At 54.9% G+C, this 20,531-nt stretch carries 16 protein-coding genes and 1 other RNA gene; 11 read left to right on the top strand and 6 right to left on the bottom strand.

Annotated elements, in window-relative coordinates; genetic code table 11:
- Window positions 1-43: 43 nt before the first annotated feature.
- Window positions 44-448 (bottom strand): ferric iron uptake transcriptional regulator, encoded by a 405-nt coding sequence (gene fur / locus M2394_RS26835; protein WP_083360362.1) that lies wholly within the window; start codon window positions 446-448, stop codon window positions 44-46.
- A 98-nt stretch (window positions 449-546) separates the two neighbouring features.
- Between fur and M2394_RS26830 the strand changes: the two genes are divergently transcribed.
- Complete coding sequence (locus tag M2394_RS26830) at window positions 547-1,074, top strand: outer membrane protein assembly factor BamE (RefSeq protein ID WP_178919539.1); 528 nt, start codon at window positions 547-549, stop codon at window positions 1,072-1,074.
- Between the two features lie 63 nt (window positions 1,075-1,137).
- On the opposite strand, the gene M2394_RS26825 is transcribed toward M2394_RS26830, so the two are convergent.
- Together M2394_RS26825 and M2394_RS26820 are read right to left on the bottom strand one after the other, a co-directional pair.
- Complete coding sequence (locus M2394_RS26825) at window positions 1,138-1,440, bottom strand: RnfH family protein (protein ID WP_178919538.1); 303 nt, start codon at window positions 1,438-1,440, stop codon at window positions 1,138-1,140.
- Window positions 1,433-1,867 (bottom strand): type II toxin-antitoxin system RatA family toxin, encoded by a 435-nt coding sequence (locus M2394_RS26820; RefSeq protein WP_016973780.1) that lies wholly within the window; start codon window positions 1,865-1,867, stop codon window positions 1,433-1,435. The genes M2394_RS26825 and M2394_RS26820 overlap by 8 nt, the downstream gene beginning before the upstream one ends.
- A gap of 166 nt (window positions 1,868-2,033) precedes the next feature.
- Between M2394_RS26820 and smpB the strand changes: the two genes are divergently transcribed.
- Complete coding sequence (smpB, locus tag M2394_RS26815; protein WP_176998554.1) at window positions 2,034-2,516, top strand: SsrA-binding protein SmpB; 483 nt, start codon at window positions 2,034-2,036, stop codon at window positions 2,514-2,516.
- Window positions 2,517-2,552: 36 nt separating this feature from the next.
- Here the strand turns inward: smpB and M2394_RS26810 are convergent, their stop codons facing one another.
- Window positions 2,553-3,320: a GntR family transcriptional regulator gene (locus tag M2394_RS26810; protein ID WP_176998436.1), complete on the bottom strand. Its 768-nt coding sequence runs from the start codon at window positions 3,318-3,320 to the stop codon at window positions 2,553-2,555.
- A gap of 250 nt (window positions 3,321-3,570) precedes the next feature.
- Here M2394_RS26810 and M2394_RS26805 point away from each other — a divergent pair, with 250 nt between their 5' ends.
- The 8 genes from M2394_RS26805 to M2394_RS26770 all read left to right on the top strand — a co-directional run bounded on the left by M2394_RS26805 (window position 3,571) and on the right by M2394_RS26770 (window position 12,312).
- The gene (locus tag M2394_RS26805; RefSeq protein WP_259175168.1) at window positions 3,571-5,265 is read left to right on the top strand and encodes a lactate permease LctP family transporter; all 1,695 of its coding nucleotides are present in this window, start codon (window positions 3,571-3,573) and stop codon (window positions 5,263-5,265) included.
- Between the two features lie 70 nt (window positions 5,266-5,335).
- Window positions 5,336-8,146: an FAD-binding and (Fe-S)-binding domain-containing protein gene (locus M2394_RS26800; protein WP_259175167.1), complete on the top strand. Its 2,811-nt coding sequence runs from the start codon at window positions 5,336-5,338 to the stop codon at window positions 8,144-8,146.
- A 136-nt stretch (window positions 8,147-8,282) separates the two neighbouring features.
- The gene (locus M2394_RS26795; protein ID WP_259175166.1) at window positions 8,283-8,564 is read left to right on the top strand and encodes a hypothetical protein; all 282 of its coding nucleotides are present in this window, start codon (window positions 8,283-8,285) and stop codon (window positions 8,562-8,564) included.
- Window positions 8,565-8,665: 101 nt separating this feature from the next.
- Window positions 8,666-9,062, top strand: a transfer-messenger RNA (tmRNA) gene (gene ssrA / locus M2394_RS26790).
- A gap of 165 nt (window positions 9,063-9,227) precedes the next feature.
- Window positions 9,228-10,466 carry a phage integrase central domain-containing protein gene (locus M2394_RS26785; protein ID WP_259175165.1) on the top strand — a complete coding sequence of 413 codons (1,239 nt, stop codon included), beginning with the start codon at window positions 9,228-9,230 and terminating at the stop codon, window positions 10,464-10,466.
- Between the two features lie 10 nt (window positions 10,467-10,476).
- Window positions 10,477-11,133, top strand: a complete 657-nt coding sequence (locus tag M2394_RS26780) for a hypothetical protein (RefSeq protein WP_259175164.1) — start codon at window positions 10,477-10,479, stop codon at window positions 11,131-11,133.
- A 61-nt stretch (window positions 11,134-11,194) separates the two neighbouring features.
- Complete coding sequence (locus M2394_RS26775; RefSeq protein WP_259175163.1) at window positions 11,195-11,410, top strand: AlpA family transcriptional regulator; 216 nt, start codon at window positions 11,195-11,197, stop codon at window positions 11,408-11,410.
- Between the two features lie 455 nt (window positions 11,411-11,865).
- Window positions 11,866-12,312, top strand: a complete 447-nt coding sequence (locus M2394_RS26770; protein WP_259175162.1) for a hypothetical protein — start codon at window positions 11,866-11,868, stop codon at window positions 12,310-12,312.
- Window positions 12,313-12,414: 102 nt separating this feature from the next.
- Here M2394_RS26770 and M2394_RS26765 read toward each other — a convergent pair whose 3' ends face one another.
- Window positions 12,415-13,461, bottom strand: a complete 1,047-nt coding sequence (locus M2394_RS26765; RefSeq protein WP_259175160.1) for a trypsin-like peptidase domain-containing protein — start codon at window positions 13,459-13,461, stop codon at window positions 12,415-12,417.
- Between the two features lie 227 nt (window positions 13,462-13,688).
- Entirely contained in the window at window positions 13,689-18,986 is a 5,298-nt protein-coding gene (locus tag M2394_RS26760) for an NACHT domain-containing NTPase (RefSeq protein ID WP_259175159.1), read from the bottom strand.
- A gap of 763 nt (window positions 18,987-19,749) precedes the next feature.
- Between M2394_RS26760 and M2394_RS26755 the strand changes: the two genes are divergently transcribed.
- Window positions 19,750-19,986 carry a helix-turn-helix domain-containing protein gene (locus tag M2394_RS26755; protein ID WP_259175157.1) on the top strand — a complete coding sequence of 79 codons (237 nt, stop codon included), beginning with the start codon at window positions 19,750-19,752 and terminating at the stop codon, window positions 19,984-19,986.
- The last annotated feature ends 545 nt before the right edge of the window (window positions 19,987-20,531 follow it).

Here is a 20,531-nt window from a genome sequence, read left to right as displayed (position 1 = left end):
TGGGTCGCCTTCGATCATTGCGCAGAGCAAATCTGCAGCTTTTTTACTTTTTCTTACGGATGTACAGCACTAGGTTGTGGTCCACCAAATCGAATCCATGCTCCTCAGCAATTTGGTGCTGGAGCTTCTCGATTTCCGGGCTGGTGAACTCGATAACCTCATTGGTATCCAGGTCAACCATGTGGTCGTGATGACCACCGTCAGCCAGTTCGAACACTGCATGACCGCCGTCGAAATTATGACGAACCACCAGTCCTGCGGCTTCAAACTGGGTCAGCACACGGTAGACCGTGGCCAGGCCAACGTCCTCGTTAGACTCCATCAGCGCCTTGTAAACATCCTCGGCACTCATATGACGCTGCTCAGCAGAATCGAGCATTTGTAGAATCTTGACTCGCGGCAGAGTCACTTTGAGACCGGCTTTGCGTAGTTCGCTATTTTCAACCATGGTTAGCTTTCTCGCGGATGCTGCTTCGCAGCTTCTCTTAATACGGGTATGATCGGCGTTTACGTTGTCCCAGCCAAGATAGTGGAAGTCGCCCACCGATGCAAAACACCAAGCTCTTGCTAACCAGTTTCACCTTTGTGGGACTGCTCGCACTCGCCGGTTGTTCATTCCCCGGGGTTTACAAAATCGACATCCAGCAGGGCAATGTCGTCACGCAGGATATGATAGACCAGTTGCGCCCGGGAATGACCCGACGGCAAGTACGGTTTATCATGGGTAACCCCCTGCTGACCGACACTTTCCATGCCGATCGCTGGGATTATCTCTACAGCATTCAACCGGGTGGCGGTGAACGCCAACAAGAGCGTGTCAGCGTCATCTTTAATGGCAATGACCAGCTTGTCAGCCTGTCCGGTGACTTCATGCCCGGCGTAAGCCGTGATGAAGCCCTGCTTGGCAAGGACAACGGTACCAATGTGACGGCCCCTGCGCAGGACGCGGAAAAGCCGAAATCCGAAGTACCGGCCAAGCCAGGCTCCTTGCTCGACCAGATCCAGAAGGACGTCGACGGCGTGAAAACCGTTCCAGTCCCGACGCCAGAACCTCTGGACGCCAGCCCGCAGTAATAACGCGGCGCTCAACAAAAAGCCCGGCATGCCGGGCTTTTTGTTGTCTGTCGTTTGGCTCGCCTAAGTATTCTGCTGCTTGGCCAATGCCGCCTTGACCGCGCGCAGCCGCCGCACTTCTTTAGGATCAGCCAGTAGCGGCCGGTAAATCTCGATGCGATCGCCGGCCTTCACTGCTTGCGTATCCGGGTCGACTACCACCTTACCGAAAATCCCCAGCGGACAATCCGCGAGTTCCAGGCCAGGAAACGCCCGAGCAATATCCGACGCCAACACTGCTGCCCTCAAGCTGGTACCCGACGCAACCGCAACCGCGACCAGCACCTGACGGTCTTCGGCGGCATACACCACCTCAATCTCAACCATGCAGTTGCTTGGCCCGCTGACAGAACGCATCCACCAACGTATTGGCCGCTTGATTGAACAAAGGCCCCAACGTCGCCCGCACGATAGGGCCTGCGTAATCAAAGGACAGGTCCAGGCTGATCTTGCAGGCTTTGTCCGTCAGTGCCTTGAACACCCACACCCCATGCAACTGGGTGAACGGCCCTTCCTGCAGGTTCATTTCGATGGACTTGCCCGGCACCAGCACATTGCGCGTAACAAAATGCTGGCTAAGACCGCCCTTCGCCACCCCGACACTGGCAACCATATGCTCATCGCTGCTTTCCAGCACCTCGGCGGCAGAGCACCACGGCAAGAATTCCGGGTAACGCGCCACGTCGTTGACCAGGTCATAGAGCGCCTGCGCCGGATAAGGCAGCAAGGCCGAGCGTTGAATGTGCGTCGTCATGTGAGCGTTATTTCCACTGCTGAGGCAAACATCGCGAAAAAACAGCCCGATCCGCGAGAGAAAAAAACCAAAGAATTGCCCGCATTGTCCGGGATTCGTCCAACACGCTCAAGCACGCAGGTTGACCGTAGCCGACACGCTCGCAACTCCCTATAATGCCGCCCCTATGGCTAAACAAAAGAAACACCCCACAGGGACCATCGCGCAAAATAAAAAAGCGCGACACGATTACTTCATCGAACATCGTTTCGAGGCTGGTCTGGTCCTGGCCGGCTGGGAAGTAAAGAGTCTGCGTGCCAACAAGCTGCAGCTGGTCGACAGCTATGTGCTGCTCAAGGATGGCGAGGCGTGGCTGCTCGGCAGTCATATCACCCCGCTGACCACCGCGAGCACCCACGTGATTGCCGACCCGGTGCGTACGCGCAAGCTGCTGCTCAATGCCCGCGAACTGGAAAAGCTCGCCGCGTCCGTGCAGCAAAAAGGCTACGCGTGCGTCTGCCTGTCCTGGTACTGGAGCAAGCATCTCGTCAAATGCGAGATCGCTCTGGGCAAGGGCAAGAAGGAGTACGACAAGCGCGACACCGAGCGCGAGCGCGATTCCAACCGTGAATTGCATCGCGCTGTGCGCAACAAGGGCAAGGAAGAGTAATTCCTGCAACGCCGTAGCCTTGGGACACATCCCAGGCTACAGGCCCTTGCGACGCTCCGCTCGCGCTACGCGCTGCACTTCCTGACGCACTTCTTCCAACACTTCCTGCACGTACAGCAGGTGACGTGTTGAGACTTCCCGCGCCTGCTCCGCCCGCCCTTCGATAATCGCCAGGTACAAATCCCGATGCTGATTGATCAGCATGTCGCGGGTTTCCGTACGCTGCTGGTACATGCCACCGATGTTGGTCACCACGTTTCGCTTGAGCAGATCGAACAAGCCGCGAATGGTGTGCAGCAACACCGCGTTGTGGCTGGCCTCGGCAATCGCCAGGTGAAACCTTGCGTCGGCCGCCCCTTCCTCCGCCCGGCTCACCTCATCGGCGCGCGTGTAACAATCCTGCAAGGCTTCGAATGCAGTGGTCAGTCGCTCACGATCAACTTCGGTAGCACGCAACGCCGCGTAATAGGCACAAGACGCCTCAAGCGTCTGGCGAAATTCCAGCAGGTCACGCTGCGCCTCGGGGTTGTTTTCCAGCAGGTGCAGCAGCGGGTCACTGAAGGTTGAGCCCAGGGACTCGGCCACATAGTTACCGCCGCCCTGCCGACTGACCAGCAACCCCTTGGCCGCCAGTTTCTGAATCGCCTCCCGCAACGACGGGCGAGACACGCCAAACTGCTCCGCCAATGCGCGCTCAGCGGGCAAGCGCTCGCCCGACTTCAGCGTGCCCTCAAGGATCATGCCCTCAAGCTGCTCGACAATATCGTCAGACAAACGGCGCGAACGCACCTGATCAAACCCCATCACTCATTCTCCACAACCCCGACCACTCGCCAGGGCCTCTATTCTGGCCTATCGCCGCGCTCGCAGCACCTATCAGAACGCCTTCGATTGACCCGATCAGAACCCCACCCCCACGCACCTACGACCAAAGTTTCGCGGGCGGCAAATTGACACACCCCTGGCAAGGCTTTTACTCTAGCCGACAGCAACTGTAAATTGGTATTACCAATTATCCAAGCTGACCAAACAACAACAATCAGGGCCATCCCCTATGCAAACCTGGCAACAGCTCTACAGCCCACTCGGCAGCCTCGGCCTGTCCGCATTGGCCGCCGTTATTCCGATCGTGTTCTTCTTCCTGGCGCTGGCCGTGTTCCGCCTCAAAGGCCATGTGGCCGGCAGCATCACATTGGCGCTGTCGATCCTGGTGGCAATCTTCGCCTTCCAGATGCCGGTGGACATGGCGCTGGCCGCCGCGGGCTACGGCTTTGCCTACGGCCTTTGGCCGATTGCGTGGATCATCGTCGCAGCAGTCTTCTTGTACAAACTCACCGTCAAGAGCGGCCAATTCGAAATCATCCGCAGCTCAGTCCTGTCGATCACTGACGACCAACGCCTGCAGGTATTGCTGATCGGTTTCTGCTTCGGCGCGTTCCTGGAAGGGGCTGCCGGTTTCGGCGCGCCGGTGGCGATCACTGCCGCGCTGCTGGTCGGCCTGGGTTTCAACCCGTTGTACGCTGCAGGCCTGTGCCTGATCGCCAACACCGCGCCGGTAGCCTTCGGCGCCCTGGGCATCCCGATCATCGTGGCCGGCCAAGTCACTGGCATTGACGCGTTCAAGATCGGCGCCATGACCGGCCGCCAACTGCCCCTGCTGTCGCTGTTCGTGCCGTTCTGGCTGGTGTTCATGATGGACGGCCTGCGCGGCGTTCGCGAAACCTGGCCGGCCGCACTGGTCGCGGGCTTGAGCTTTGCCATCACCCAATACTTCACGTCCAATTTCATCGGCCCGGAACTGCCGGACATCACATCCGCCCTGGCCAGCCTGATTGCCCTGACCCTGTTCCTGAAAGTCTGGCAACCCAAGCGCACGGCCGGCGCACAGATCGCAGGCGCCACCTCCAGCGCCGCGATCACTGCCAGCGTCGGAGGCTTCGGCCAGCCGCGCAGCACAATCGCCTCGCCCTACAGCCTGGGGCAGATTTTCAAAGCCTGGTCGCCGTTCCTGATCCTCACGGTGCTGGTCACTATCTGGACCCTCAAGCCCTTCAAGGCGATGTTTGCCGCTGGCGGCTCGATGTACGGCTGGGTGTTCAACTTCGCAATCCCGCACCTTGATCAGTTGGTGATCAAAGTTGCCCCAATCGTGACCAACCCGACCGCCATTCCTGCGGTGTTCAAGCTGGACCCGATCTCTGCGACTGGCACTGCGATTTTCTTCTCCGCACTGGTCTCGATGCTGGTGCTCAAGATCGACATTAAAACTGGTCTTACCACTTTAAAAGAGACCTTCTACGAACTGCGCTGGCCAATCCTGTCCATTGGCATGGTGCTGGCGTTCGCGTTCGTCACCAATTACTCCGGCATGTCATCAACCATGGCACTGGTCTTGGCGGCGACGGGTGCAGCCTTCCCGTTCTTCTCGCCATTCCTAGGCTGGTTGGGGGTTTTCCTGACAGGTTCCGATACGTCATCCAACGCCCTGTTCAGTTCGTTGCAAGCCACCACCGCACACCAGATCGGTGTCAATGACACCCTGCTGGTCGCGGCAAACACCAGTGGTGGCGTGACCGGCAAGATGATCTCGCCGCAATCGATCGCCGTGGCCTGTGCGGCAACCGGGCTGGTGGGCAAGGAATCCGACCTGTTCCGCTTCACCCTCAAGCACAGCCTGTTTTTCGCCACCATCGTCGGGCTGATCACCCTGGCCCAGGCCTACTGGTTCACCGGTATGCTGGTGCACTGAGACCTGCACGTCACAGGGTAAGAATCGACGCCGGACACTGCGTCCGGCGTCTGCTATTTCTGGAGGACCGATGAGCCTGCCTGCTGCTTTTCTGAGCGACGTCGCACAACAGATCCCGAAAGATCGACGCTTCGACGATCCCCTTTCCACCCTCGCCTTCGGCACCGACGCGAGCTTTTACCGACTGATCCCACAGCTGGTTATCCGCGTGGAGTCGGAAGACGAAGTGGTAGCGCTGTTGCAACTGGCCCAGCGCGATCGCGTGCCGGTAACCTTCCGCGCGGCTGGCACCAGCTTGTCCGGCCAAGCCATCAGCGATTCGGTCCTGCTGGTACTCGGCGACAACTGGAACGGTCGCGAGATTCGCGGGCAAGGCACCCAGATCCGCCTGCAACCCGGTGTGATCGGCGCCCAGGCCAACGCGTGGCTGGCGCCGTTCGGCCGCAAGATCGGGCCCGACCCGGCCTCGATCAACGCCTGCAAGATCGGCGGCATCGTGGCCAACAACGCCAGCGGCATGTGCTGCGGCACCGCACAGAATACCTACCACACCCTGGCGGGCATCCGCCTGGTATTGGCCGATGGCAGCCGCCTGGATACCGAAGATGCGGCCAGCGTTATCGCGTTTAGAAAGCAGCACGGCCCCCTGCTGGAACGCCTCGCCGCACTCGGGCGCGAGACGCGGGCCAACACTGAACTGGCTGCAAGAATCCGCCACAAATATCGCTTGAAAAACACCACCGGCCTGTCACTCAACGCTTTGGTGGATTTCGATGAGCCGCTGGACATCCTGAGCCACCTGCTAGTGGGTTCCGAGGGCACGCTGGGGTTCATCAGCGCGGTGACCTACGACACCGTGATCGACCACCCGAACAAAGCCTCGGCGCTGATTGTGTTCCCGGATGTCGAGACGTGCTGCAACGCAGTGACCGTGCTGAAGACCCAACCGGTCTCGGCTGTCGAACTGCTGGACCGACGCAGCCTGCGCTCGGTGCAGAACAAACCAGGCATGCCCGCCTTCGTACAGCACCTGTCGGAAAATGCCTGCGCGCTGTTGATCGAATCCCGCGCCGCGTCGCCCTCATTGCTGCAGGAACAACTGGCCCTGATCATGGCGTCCCTGGCCGCTTTCCCTGTGGAAAAACAGGTCGACTTCACCGAAGACCCCGTGGAAAACGCCCGCCTGTGGGCCATCCGCAAAGACACCTTTCCCGCCGTCGGCGCCGTGCGCAAAACCGGCACAACGGTGATCATCGAAGACGTGACCTTTCCGGTCGAGCAACTGGCCATTGGCGTGAACCGCTTGATCGAGTTGTTCGACAAACATCACTACGACGAAGCCATCCTTTTCGGACACGCCCTGGAAGGCAATCTGCACTTTGTGTTCACCCAAGGCTTCAACAGCAGCGAAGAAGTCACACGCTACCAAGCGTTCATGGACGACGTTGCACAGTTGGTGGCCGTGGAGTTTGGCGGCTCGCTGAAAGCCGAGCACGGCACCGGCCGCAACATGGCGCCTTTTGTCGAGCTGGAATGGGGCAGCGAAGCCTATCAACTGATGTGGCAACTCAAACGCCTGCTCGACCCCAACGGCATCCTCAATCCCGACGTGGTGCTCAGCGAAGACCCGCAGATCCACCTCAAGCACCTCAAGCCCCTGCCGGCCGCCGACGAGCTGGTGGACAAGTGCATCGAGTGCGGCTTTTGCGAACCGGTGTGTCCCTCCAAAGGCCTGACGTTAAGCCCACGCCAGCGCATCGTGATCTGGCGCGATATTCAGGCTAAAAAACGGGCGGGCATCGACACCACCGAGCTGGAAGCGGCCTACCACTATCAAGGCATCGACACTTGCGCCGCCACCGGCCTGTGCGCCCAGCGCTGCCCTGTGGGCATCAACACCGGCGACCTGGTGAAAAAGCTGCGCGCCCAGGAGGCGGATCGTCCGAAAACCGCCGAATGGCTCGCCAGCCATTTCTCGACCGCTCTGCAAGGCGCGCGCTTTACCCTGCACGTCGCCAATGGCGCCCGCATACTGCTGGGGGCGCCGCGCCTGGCGAAGCTGTCAGCGAAAATCACCCAGTTGTCCAAAGGGCAGATCCCGCAGTGGACCAACGCCATGCCGCAACCGGAAAAAGCCATTCGCTTCAGCCCCGCCGTCGCCGACGAACGACCGCGCGTGGTGTACCTGGCGGCGTGCGTCTCACGGGCGATGGGCCCTTCCGCCGACGACAAGGAACAGATGTCGCTGTACGACAAAACCCGTGGCCTGCTGGAAAAAGCCGGTTACCAAGTGGTGTTGCCGGATAACCAGGACAGCCTCTGCTGCGGCCAGCCCTTCGCGTCCAAAGGCTACGCCGAACAGGCCGAGCACAAACGCCAGGAACTGATCGGCGCCCTGCTCCATGCCAGCCGTGGCGGCCTCGACCCGATCTACTGCGACACCAGCCCCTGCACCCTGCGACTGGTGCAGGACCTCGGCAAAACGCGGCTGGACCTGTACGACCCGGTGCGTTTTATCCGCACCCATTTGATGGATCGCCTGGACTTCACCCCACAGGAAGCCCCCATCGCCGTACACGTCACCTGCAGCACCCAGCACCTGGGCGAAAGCCAGGCCTTGATTGACCTGGCGCGGCACTGCGCCAAAACCGTGGTGGTCCCGGAAGGCATCCATTGCTGTGGCTTTGCCGGCGACAAAGGCTTTACCACACCGGAACTCAACGCCCACTCACTGCGATCGCTCAAGGACGCCGTGCAATATTGCACTGAAGGCATCTCCACCAGCCGCACCTGCGAGATCGGCCTGAGCCAGCACGGCGGCATCGATTACCACGGGCTGGTGTACCTCGTGGACCGGGTCACCCAGGCCCGCGCCCACTGATCCTGCAAAAAAACAGAACCCTTGCGCGCCGGCGCAGTCATCTGCATAGGCCTCGACGAACGAGGCCCATCCGTGATGTCGCTGGCAGCCGTTGAACGCCAGCAGCGTCGAGCCCTTTTGCGCAAGGAGATACCCTATGAAGCGTTCCGCTCTTGCTGGCTTGTTCGTTACCGCTGCGATGCTGGCCTCCCCTGTTTTCGCGGCCGATGAAACCGACCTGTGCAAAATCAACCTGGACAAAATCAATAACGGCCAAGCGCTGCTCGCCACCGATACCAGTGGCAAAAAGGGAGAAATCGACACCGCCGTCTCCCAGGCCAAGGCAGCTCACGCAGCCGGCGATGACAAGAAGTGCATCGAGATCACCTCCAAAGCCCTGCAAGACCTGCAGAACGGCGACAAAGGCGGCAATCAGTAACCACGGATGCTCAAGGTCAACCTTCGGGTTGGCCTTCTGTGACCGTTTGGCGTACACTGCATGAGCTTGTCACTCACTAAGAAACAACGAGTTACAAGCACGGGGCCGTTTAGGATTCGACGCCGGTTGCGAAACTTTAGGTGCATGCCGAGTTGGTAACAGAACTCGTAAATCCACTGTTGCAACTTCTTATAGTTGCCAATGACGAAAACTACGGCCAGGAATTCGCTCTCGCTGCGTAAGCAGCCTTAGCCCTGAGCTTCTGGTACCTTCGGGTCCAGCAATCACCAGGGGATGTCTGTAAACCCAAAGTGATTGTCATATAGAACAGAATCGCCGTGCAGTACGTTGTGGACGAAGCGGCTAAAACTTACACAACTCGCCCAAAGCACCCTGCCCTTCGGGTCGCTGAGGGTTAACTTAATAGAAACGGCTACGCATGTAGTACCGACAGCGGAGTACTGGCGGACGGGGGTTCAAATCCCCCCGGCTCCACCAAATATTAGTTTCCACATGTTCCCACATGATCGGAAACGACCCAAGAAGCCCGCCCTGTGCGGGCTTTCTTGTTTCTGAACACACCCGAATATATCCGTATATCGTTGCCTGCCGTGTATCCCCCTGTGTATCCTCGCCGAAAACATGAACTCAAGGGATACATGAGTGAAGCGCAGCCAGATCAAACGCCGCCCGCTGGCCGATACTGTTCTTGCCAGTCTAGAGCCAGAAACGAAGGAGTATCGAGAGCAGGACGGTGACGGCCTGTATTTTCGCGTGAAACCGGATGGCTCGAAGTCGTGGCAATTGCGCTACAAGAAAGCGGATGGCAAGTGGTCTTGGCTGGGGATCGGTGGTTATGGTACGAGCGCCCACCAACTAAGCGGAGAGCAAGCACGTCGCAAGGTGCGCGAACTACGCGATAGCACGGCAAAGGACTGTAGCATCATGGCTACCAAGCGCGCCAAGAAGGCAGCAGATCTGGAAGCCGCAAACAATACATTTGAGCATCTTGCTAGAGAGTGGCACACAGCCAAACGCAAGACTTGGACCGAAGGAACCTCGGTTCGAACGATAGGGGCGCTTGAAAAGCATGTATTCCCTATATTCGGCAAACGGCCCTATACAGGGATTATGCCGATGGAGTGGATGGAGTTTCTTCGTGGCATGGAACAGACAGGCATCGTTGAGCAGACCAGTCGCGTGCGTGGCATGTGTCGAGAAGTGTATGACCTTGCTAGAGTGACCGGGCGTGCTACCCATAATCCACTTGAAGGATTGCACAAGTTCCTACTAACGAAGCCTGTCGAAAACTTCGCCCATGTATCCCTTGAAGAGCTGCCCGCCCTATTGCGCGCCATACGCTCTTACCCACATGCCACTGATGTGCGTGTCGGACTGCAACTGCTATCCATGCTCGCCTGTCGCCCTTCAGAATTGCGCGAAGCATCCTGGACCGAGTTTGATCTAACCACCGGTTTCTGGCAGATCCCTGCGGAGCGCATGAAACGACGCCGAGAACATTTGGTCCCGCTACCACCTCAAGCCGTGAATCTGCTACGTGAGCTCCACAGCATAACCGGCAGCTATTCTCTGTTGTTCCCTGGCCGTAGTAACACCACCAAATCACGCAGCAACACCGTCTTCTTAATGGCATTACGCCGATTAGGTTACGAAGGGCGCCAAACCGGCCATGGCTTCCGCCATCTTGCCAGCACCATCCTCAACGAAAACGGCTTCGACTCGCAGCATGTCGAGGCCCAGCTATCCCACGTCAAGGAAGGTGTTCGGGGCGTGTACGACAAAAGCACGTACCTGGAGCAACGCAGGACCATGATGCGGTGGTATGCCGATCATTTGGATAAGCTGGCAGCATGCAACGTGGTGGAGCTTAAGCGAGCCTAGGAGATAGACCATGGCGGGAACGGTTTTATACAAAAAAGGGCCACACTGGACAAGGTATTCAGGGATAACAAACGGACCTGATAATGGCTATCGGAAGTTCATACGTGCTGCTCATCACCTGACAAAATACCAAATCAGTGAAAGTAACTTGATGCAGCTTGTGCGAGCCATCGCATGGGCTCGCCATCATCACCTTCTGGCAACGACCCGCACTCTGCCTAAACCCGTGGATAGCGAACGACAGCTAGCCTCTATGTTGAAACTCGACGATGCTCGGTTGGAGAAAGCTCTTGAAGACTGCGACGCAGCCACAAGAGCCGCAATTGCTGAAGCTGAGAATGCTCTCCCTGACATAAAATGGATGACCACCGACTCCGAAATTGACACGCTGACTATCCAGACGCCTGCATTTGAGAACGTGCGAGACGCGATCCACTTAGCACTCTCCAATACTAAAAAACAAAAGAATCAACGCGGCAGGAAAGCGAAGCCCTATCAACTCGACTTATCACGGGCCTGCCTTAAGGTTTGGCAGGAACATTGCGAACCCAAAACCGCCAAGCGTCTAGATTTTTGCCGCGAGGCTTTCGATGCAGCCGGCATGCCCCTCGGTGACAAAAGTCTGGAGGCGCTCCTATCAGAAGCGAAAAGAGGTCGAATTAAGTAGGGTGCGGCTCTTCCATCTGTGGTGCGAAATAGACGGCATACACATGGATATGGAAGCACTCATGAACACATCACCTGTCAAAGCCCTGATCCGCCAGTCCGCGCTCTGTAACTGGCTTGACCTGTCACGCTCCGGCTTAGATAAGCTCCGCAAAAAAGACCCCTCCTTCCCGAAGCCGCTTAAAGATGGTGAGTCGCGCCAAGCCGCTGCTTACTACGTCGTAAATGAAGTTGAGGCGTGGATTCAATCTAGGATTGATGCAAGGGACGCCGTTTAGGCCAAAGACCTTCGTCGATGTCTTGCTGATCAAACGGGCGCTGCCACAGCGCTCGCCCACGGCCCCTGCATTGCCTCAGGCTTCTGGCACATCAAATGACCGTTACAGTCAAAAAGTTACTCGAGCGACGCGCGGTCATTAGCATAGACCTCGGACGCCTCACTATCCGCCCGCCACATGATCGCCCTCTTCCCCCTGGATGGCTTGAGAAATACTCCGCGGCTTTGGTGCGCGAAATCCTTGTTGCACTGAATATTGAGGCGTACCGATACGAGAGCTACTCAACTGGTCACTATGGCCCTACCAAAGCGGGCGGCTTGACGTTACAGCTCCCCTCAGTGCTAGCCGACACTGACACCTATACTATCTTCAACGTTAGATTGGCTCGTGACAAAAGTACGAAGTCTGGATCAAAGGGTAGCCCTCTCCCAAGAGGGCATTTTCGACTAATCGGCATGCGCAGTAATTTCCATCGTTTCTGGCAGTCAACAGCCCTTCCCCTACCTAGACGCTTATCGTCGTTTCACGATTATATGGGACATTTGAAAGGAATCCTGTTTTCTGCGGAGATCGCCGACAACCATTCAAATCGCCTAAACAGCGGATCTCTCCGACCTCTCTCGATCTCTGCTGCGAAGATACTCGAGACCTTTGAGCCGGACATCTACCATACAACTCACGGACAAACCACGGACAACAGCCGGACAATTTTGCCGGACAAGAAAATCACTCCAGCCCTTCAAAATCGGGGAATACAGGAGGAATTTATCACGTGTGCTGCAAAGCACGGTAAAGCGGTAATCAGTAGAAACGGCAATCCCCATCTACATGGCTTTCGGCGCAAAACGCCACAAGAACAAACGAACGAAGAATGGGAAGCTGAATTCAGCCAACCTGCTTAGGTGACTTCGGTAGTCAGGTTATGCGGATAGAGCAGGTAAGTTCGATAGCTCATCCGCAGACCTAAACGGATAGCTCCACCTTCGCCTACGAACTCAAGGCCATTACTGTTCGTACTCCATGCACGCCTCAGTACCAATTTGATTCGAAACTCTTTTGATTACTCCCGGAGGATTAAGCGTTTTGGCCACTACTTCGGCATCCTCTCTCGAAGCGTGCATGCTACTAGGCACGTAAGGATCTTCTGAGAACACACCCCAGCACAGACGCCAACAAGGAAGATTCTTATCCAAAGTAGGCACAAGTAGCTCGAGATCTGGAATCAGTCCGAAATATACGGCAAAGCCCACTCCTGCGTTACCAGCCTCAGGCGGTAGCGAACGGCTGACCATCCCAACTACCTCACCATTACGGTTAAATACTGGCCCTCCGCTCATTCCTGAAGGCCAATCGCTCTCTACGACAAATACCGGGGTTGGGTTTGAGCTGCTAGTTCCCTCGGGATGGACTTCAATGACACGTCCATAAGCACCAAACATGCCTTCAGAGAGCAGCGCCTGTTGCGCTGAGTCGTCCACCTCAGAGAGGTCCAAATGTGGGAATCCGACAGCCAACACAATCTCTCCGGCCTGAGGAGTCCATCCGACAGAGCGGATAGGTAGAGTCTGCGGAGAACGCACACCCGATCCAAACTGCGCAGCTCTCAACGCCGCAACGTCTATGGCTGGCCTCCTCATTGACTCGCCTCTCAACGCAGCCAATGGATCATCCACGTCAGTCATAGGTACAACCGTTCTAACAATTGGCAAGAAGCAATCTGGAGGGACATTTACCGTTCCGAAGATAACCGCATGCATGCTAAGAAACAAAATGGGCCGACTCGCAGCATCCTGCTCAATAAAGTCAATCACGTGGTAAGCCGTCAGAAAATTACCAAACCCATCCATGTGAAACGCTGTTCCAAGGCCGTACATTCTCCCCTCAATGTCCTGTCGGAAGACCGGAACAATCGCATTTCGAAGCCCAAAAGGATCATGAATCTCAAATGGCGAAAAGGGCCTTCCCTGAACAGGTTCGTATCTATGAGCACGGCGCTCATCATCAACAAGCGCTTCGCATGTGCGAACGCTGAATGGCTCGAATAATTCCATCAGTAGCACCCTCTACCAGTTTTCCTGCCAAAGGCCGGTAAGCACAATTTTTCTATTCGTGCAGAGCCCCTATGAGCTTTTCATGCTTAACCACATTAGCTTTCAGCTCTATTTGAAAGAAAAACTAATGTTTCCCTACTAGATCTATTCAACATTCAGTCTTGTTTGTCCTTTCAGATGAATGAAAGCTGGCCCCGGCAATCCCAACAAAGCGATACATTCATGCTCTATCGCCCTTGTACACCCTTGAATGCCTCAGTTTGCTCCAAGGCCGCCGCTCGCCTATCACCTTGATCGATGAGAGCGTCAAGTGTGTTCAACAACGCTTGAGCGTCCTCTTGTTGCAGAGGAAAATTCCAATCAGCCTGTCGCTGTATTACCGCAGCAAGCTGAGCAGGGAGGGTGGTTCCAGACCATCTTTCCGCCCCATTGTTAATGAGCTGAAGAGCAGCATTGGCTTGTTGGCCGAAACTAGAAATCGGAAATGCGGCTTCTGATCGACGGCATAGCTCTAGATACCTGCCCATTACATAGCTTGACCAGCCAACGTGACGGACCAACCGATCTATAATTGGCATCACAATGTTTATCTGAGACCAGTCGCCGTTTGCGAACCGTGTAGCGCCAGAAGCGTGCTTTTCAACATTTACGAACAGAAGTGCGCTAATTAGCTTAGTCATTTCATGACCATGCACCTGCCCGGCTCGCCAATTTTTAGGATTGAAAGTTTCGTCGCCCAGCACTCGGGAGACACAGTCATCGAGTAGCGGGATGATGGTTTCGGGTATCTGATTTGCATCACAAATGTGTCTGCGAACCGCCATATCCGCAAAGCGTGTGATGATTGCCAATGAGTTCTCATCGTCCGCCATGAACGGAATAAGCAATTCGTTACGTGCTTGATCTAGCGCAAAGAATGGTGCACTTCGTGCGAGTATATCTCCGAAGACCCTGTTCCACTCAAACAGGTCTGCGTCTCCATCACTGCCTCGCTTAGCTGCCCGCCACACAGGGTTGATCTTTTCAGACGTCCAATTCACCAGGTCTAATATCAGCGGCACCAGTAATGGTCGATAAACGTCTGAAACCATCCACGCTTCAATCGGCAACTTCGCTAAAATCGTTGAAGCCGTCTTACACTCAAAGAACACGCTCGGAGCCTTCCATGACTCGTCTGATGCTTTTCCCCGCCGCTTAGGGGTTACGAGGACCCAGGCTGACGGCAGCTTTGGCATAGAGGCAAGACGCCTTTTTTTGAATACCTTAAGAGCGGAGGCCAGATGTCCCATTCGGGCCTTCCGATCAGATGAATAGTCCCATTGACTGTTATGGAATTTAGCTTCGTGAGTGAAGCAAAGATTTACTAGTAGGCAACTCACGGTCCAGCGCAGATGGTCATCTCGGTCCATCAAGAGGGCATCTATAGCCAACTCGTTCACACCATCGAGCGGGTGCAAGACAAGCTTCAGCAGGCGCTCTGCGCTATCTCCGCGCGGCGAGTCTAATCGCCGATCGTGATGCAGCGCGATAACTAGGCGAGTCGCTGGATGCCAAGGGATCCTTGAGCCTGAATACATACTTTCTTGGGGCTTCATGGACTCGATGCTGGACATTATTTTCCATGCCCATTTGTAATCATCACCATCACCCTCGCAAAAACGAATTATGCAAGCCGCAACGCTGGCCATAATGGACTCTGGCGAGGAAGCCCCCACATCCATAGTTGTGAAGGCATATTTCGTGTCGAGGATCTTCGCATAGCTAAAGGCCTCACTGAGAGTAATGCTGTTGTCAATCTGGTTGGCTTCGAGTGATTTGGAAGCCCAGGCAACTACACTCATACCTCGCAAAATAACGGTACTTGCCTCCAGTCTTTCCTGTTCGGTCTGGGAGAGAGGTTCGGGTGCCTCATATGCAATTGCGATCTGAGTTTCACCGTACGGCGTTTGTTTATAGTTATTCGCGTCGCCAAAGCCCGCCCGACGTTTAGCAGTCTCCAGGAAATCAATAGTGCATTCTTCATTCGTCATTTGCTCTTCAAATTCGTAAGGCAAATGTTCTTGGAATAGTGCCAACGCCTCCTTAAAGCGTGTGCTGAGTTGAGTGTCGCTGCTTAGGGCGAAACACATCGCAAGCTGCTGGATGTCACGCTTCCAGCACAAACGTTGGTCCAGGAAGTCCTTCGCCTTGGCTTTATCTCCCGTCAATCCCGGGGGAGTGCCAAAGCCGAATAGATCGATATCCTTGACTGAGTGCTGTCGCAATCGCTCGAAATCATGCTCCCAGAGACGTTGGGTTGTTATCAAAGCAAGTGTTGCGTCTGTCACCTCCCAAGTCTCGAGAGCGAGAAGAAGTGCGATCCCAAGTACGGCATAGCAATCGTTCCCCTCAACGATCTGTTTGATCACATCGCTCGTATTACGGCCTTTTTCAAGTTCTTTGAATGCCCAATAATTGAGCGCCAAAAAAGCGCACTCTAATGGCGTAGAAGTCAGATTACCCATTCCCCAGCTATACACGTGCCAGTTGCCCCAGAACTCTTGCGTTCCCCAAGGGAACCCGACTGTCACGGACAGAGGGGTACCCATTTGGCCCCTGTTGATAGAATGAACCTGCCTCCACCCCTTCGTTGCGTGATTCGCAAGATTCCGTAGCAGTCGCAAGGCGACTGTCGGGTGATGCTCGAAAAGGCTTTTGAAGGGTTCGTGGAGGGCTGAGGTTGGGTAATAGAAGCTGTGGTGACGGTCGATCCCTACATTATCAAGGTTGTATCGATCGGACATAATTGGGAAGAAAGCATGTTGGAGCGCCGCCACCTGCCGCGGTGTTCGCTCGTTCTCGGGGATCGCTCGAATCTTTGCCAACTCTTCAATTTGCTTTTTTCTCTCTGCCTGGGTTCTATTCAGCTTGTCCCCAGGCAGCTCTCTAAGCAGTTCAGCTTCTGCTAGATCGGCGACTAGTTGAGCGTCCACTGTGCACATGACGGCAGAGAAAGCCATTAAGTCAGCATAGCTTTTTCGTCGCAGATCGGCGTCGCTTATGTTGCGATTAAATAGCTCCTTAGAAAATCTGGGATAGCTGCGAGCGGACCGCAAGAGAATGGTACGAAGGGATGTACCGAGACGTGAGCCCTCATCGCGACTTAACGTCCAACTCTTGTCATCTCCGATATCGCGCAGTTCACCCTTCTCGAACTTTTTCAGCCATCCATCAACGAGAACTAGAAAAGCTTCAGATCGCGCATTTTGGTGATCCGATAAAAAGTTCTGCCATACATCAAAAATCTCTAGTGCTTTGGGGATCAGCTTTACGGGCATTGCGTCTGCTTCAATGACGAGCCAATCGATGAGTCGTCCCCACGCTTGAAAATCAGAAGGCCAGCCAAGCAAGTCTGCGATTGCGAGCTTATCCAGGCCTGTTACTGAGGTATTGATATTCCCGAGAACAACAGGGCTCGGAATAGTATGTTGAGCCTGAAACCACACCAGCAACTTTTCAAATAATGCAAAGCCGTCTGCTCTGAGAAGTTCGGTGAACTCTTTTTTTACGCCGTAAAACTCAGGCGTAAAAGGTGGAGCAGTTAGCCATTCACGATGCCACTGACTCCTTAGTTTTTTGTTCACAAGCGCTTGATAACCGGCTCGCCAGCGCCCTTCTTCTGTCGCCGCCTCTTGAGCCATAAGTCCTACCACACGCCCTAGAAGCGGAGGCTCTCCAGCGGTTTCTAATGCAGTTGTCCAATCATCTCCAAGGTCTATCAACAACCTGAAAAACGCCCATTCGAAAAAAATGTCATGGGAGAAGGCCAGCAACGAACCTCCACGCTCTTCTCTAATAATTTTGTCTGCTTTGAGGGCTGCGATTTGATCGACGGTGGACTCTTTCAAGCCCCGGGTAGGAATGCTTTTTCCGAGATTACGTACGCCGCTCTCAGCGATATCAATCAAAGCACGTTGTCGCTTGAGGGTGGAATCGGTAACGACGTCATGTCCGGCCCGCGCCCACCAAGTCGCAATCAGATCCACCTCTGTTTTAGGTTCGGACTCACCCATAGTTGAGCGATCGAGCGCGGCTGCAAAAAATGGGCGACGTGCGATATCCTTAACTACAGACGCTCCAAATAATAACCTCCGTAGATGATGCTTCGATTGCGCCAGTTGCTCGCATTCTTCATCTGAAAAAGGACCGACCGTGACATCCCCAATTCCGGCGTCTGAGTACATTGCTGGAGGAAACCAAGCCCGAAATGCCTCCAAGCCCTGGTCTCGTGAACTCACCAGCACACTCCAGTTTGCGAGACTGGAGTTGTTATAAATCGCACTCACAAAGTCCACGATCAAGCCTTGCTGATCAGGGCGTATACGGTCGATACCGTCGATAAAGAGCACAGGCGTTCCAGTTGAACCAATTTCTTGGAGTAACTGCACGATATTTGTATTAGACAATCCTAAGCTGGCCGCAAAGGTACTCCAGCCTGAACCTACAATGCGGTCATTCTTGAGGAAGATCAGGGGGCCCTTCGTTGCGGCTTCTTGAGCATAGCGTTTCAAAACGACCGATTTGCCGCAGCCTGGCAATCCTCCGATAGACACCACCCGGTGCTGGGCGAGCGACTTTGAAACTGCTTGGTGAAGCCCATCGCGTTGAACGTGAAAATCACCTACAGTTTCGAGGACAACGCTCAGCCCCTCCAAAGAGTATGCGTTGATACGAGCGATATCGTCTTTGAGAAAGGGGATGACTCTGAGCTTAACTATGCCGCGTAACTGTTCCAGCAGCGAGGCTCGGGTCCACTTTGTCGCTGTTGCCGAACCTTCACGTGCAATCCTACAAAGCCGGTCAAATAGCAGCACGTCTTGACCATCCAAGTTTGAAGCGATGATCTCCTGCAAGCGATTCACGACTTCAACTCTTAGGGCGCCGCCGTCGTCTAGGCCATTCAAGTGGAGTGCTATGAGCTGTTGATAGAAGCTGAGTTCTTCATCAGCATTTAAACATTCCAGAAGGGGTAGTAGCGCATTCCTTAGGTTTATCTCCTCCTTGCCAGCATTGCCGTCCGCTGAAAAACGAGCCGCGAACTCAGATCCGACTCTACTGGATGCTGCCCATTCTATAAGTCGCACCAGACAACGGAATGTATCGGCTGTTACGTGCTCTACCGCGAACCCACACTTATCAATCCCTTTGCTAAACGTCGCTAAGGCTTGGGTTTTGACTGCGGAGGAAATGATCCCGCGAAACTCCGTGTTGGATACTGCGCCACTGATCGTCACCGACTTTTTAATCTGTAGGCCTAGGATACGCTCGGTTCCCTGATCATCGAATTCGACGATAAGATCGTCCATTGGATGCCCAAAACCTTGCCTCTGTACAGCAACGCTTGTGACAAAGCCCGACTGGCCCGAGGCCCGTTCTCGGCGCAAGAGCTGCGTTAAGTAGTAGGCGACAACCGTGTCCTCATACGTAAAGCCTGCCCCGCCAGTCAGTTCGGTTGATGCGGGTTTTCCTTCGATTGAAGAACTCACGAGCTGCTCCCTGCTGGCTTGAATATTGACGACTATATGCAAGGATATCGCACGAAAGGAGCAGGGACGGAAGTCTTATAAAGGTAATCGCGGGTTAGTCGCGCGTTGCGGTACATCGCAGTGTTGTAGGAGATTGAACGTGAAGTCTGCGGCCTGAAGCTTGACAGTCACAGCAATACATCAGCCCTGAGCCCTGTTTGCTGCATAGCCCGCTACCCCGGTACGCCCTAATCGAGCCGCTTCCGGCGCCGGAAAAAGGGGGGCTGAAGAAACTCAAGACGACTCGCGCTTCGGCGGATTTTCGACTCGCCTAACGACTGCGACGTCCACAACCATCACATTAATGTCCGGATTGCGTTCAATTCATCGTTAGAGAGCGAGTGACCAAGAGTGACAATTCGGTCGATCCATGCCTGACCGGAGAGCCTCTCTCCTCGGTTAACTAAATGGCCAAGTCTTTGGTAAGCAGCCTTCAACGACTCAATCATTGATGGATAACTGCACCCACCGTCAAAGCTGATAGTCAGGCGGCCCATCCTGGTTCGCTGAACACCATACCCATCCCGCTCTGCTTCACACCTTCCAGGGAGCTCAAGCGGCTCTGAGCCGGAGCTCTCTATACTGGTCGTTTCCATGACGCGCCCCAAATCTACTTTCAAGAAGTCTTGGAGACTAACAAAAACCCAAAACAGGTTAAACCTATTTTGGGATAAACCTATTAAGGGTTTATTTGATCTGTCGGTAAAGCATCCGGCAGACTCATATGAAGACGATCCACTCCGCGCCGTATCAACAGCTTCTATCGCTGCTGATAGAGGCGCGCAAATCCTCGAAACTAACGCAGCAAGAGCTCTCAGCAAAGCTAGGCCGTCCTCAATCTTACGTTTCGAAATTTGAACGAGGTGAGCGCAGGCTAGACGTGATCGAATTTCTTGAGATCAGCAAAAACTTGGGCGCGAGCCCATATGACCTTTTGAAGGAAATTGAACCCTTCCTTTGAAATAGCATTCTATTAGTGAATGCGAATCGGAAGGGGCCAGCCACTGAACCGCCTTCAAAAATTTGGCGTCCAAAATGCGCTGAAAGGACATAAAAGCTAATGTTTCCCACGTTTTCTATAACGTCATAACGCATGTGAAACTTAGAGCAGCAACGTACACCCTGTATCCCTACGTGTATCCCCTGAAAACGCGAAAGGCGTTATAGCCAGCATTCACGGGATAAAAATCCACGTGTTCAAACGGCCCCGGCCCAATTCAAAGCATCGACAAAACCCGCCAAGTGCGGGTTTTGTTGTTTCTGGGGTTTGGAAAGCACTGTCGCACTGCCGTCGGAATTTTCCTGCAAGATGCGGCGCTCGTGGGGAACTGGCACAGTTCTGTCAACGACGATAGCCTGCACGAGTTGCCATAACGACCGGTCCCAAAATGGTCAAACATTCTGTCCCTCGACGCTAAAGCAACGACTGGATAAAACTATCGATCAGCTCAGTACAGCGCGCAGGCAATTGTTAGAACCTGCCCAGCAGTCCTGAGCTTTTTTTTG

Origin of the sequence: Pseudomonas sp. BIGb0164 (assembly GCF_024810135.1) — a bacterium.
In the GTDB taxonomy this organism is placed as follows: Bacteria; Pseudomonadota; Gammaproteobacteria; order Pseudomonadales; family Pseudomonadaceae; genus Aquipseudomonas.
The sequence above is the reverse complement of the archived record's forward strand: the minus strand, read 5'-3'. Positions and strand labels throughout refer to the sequence as shown.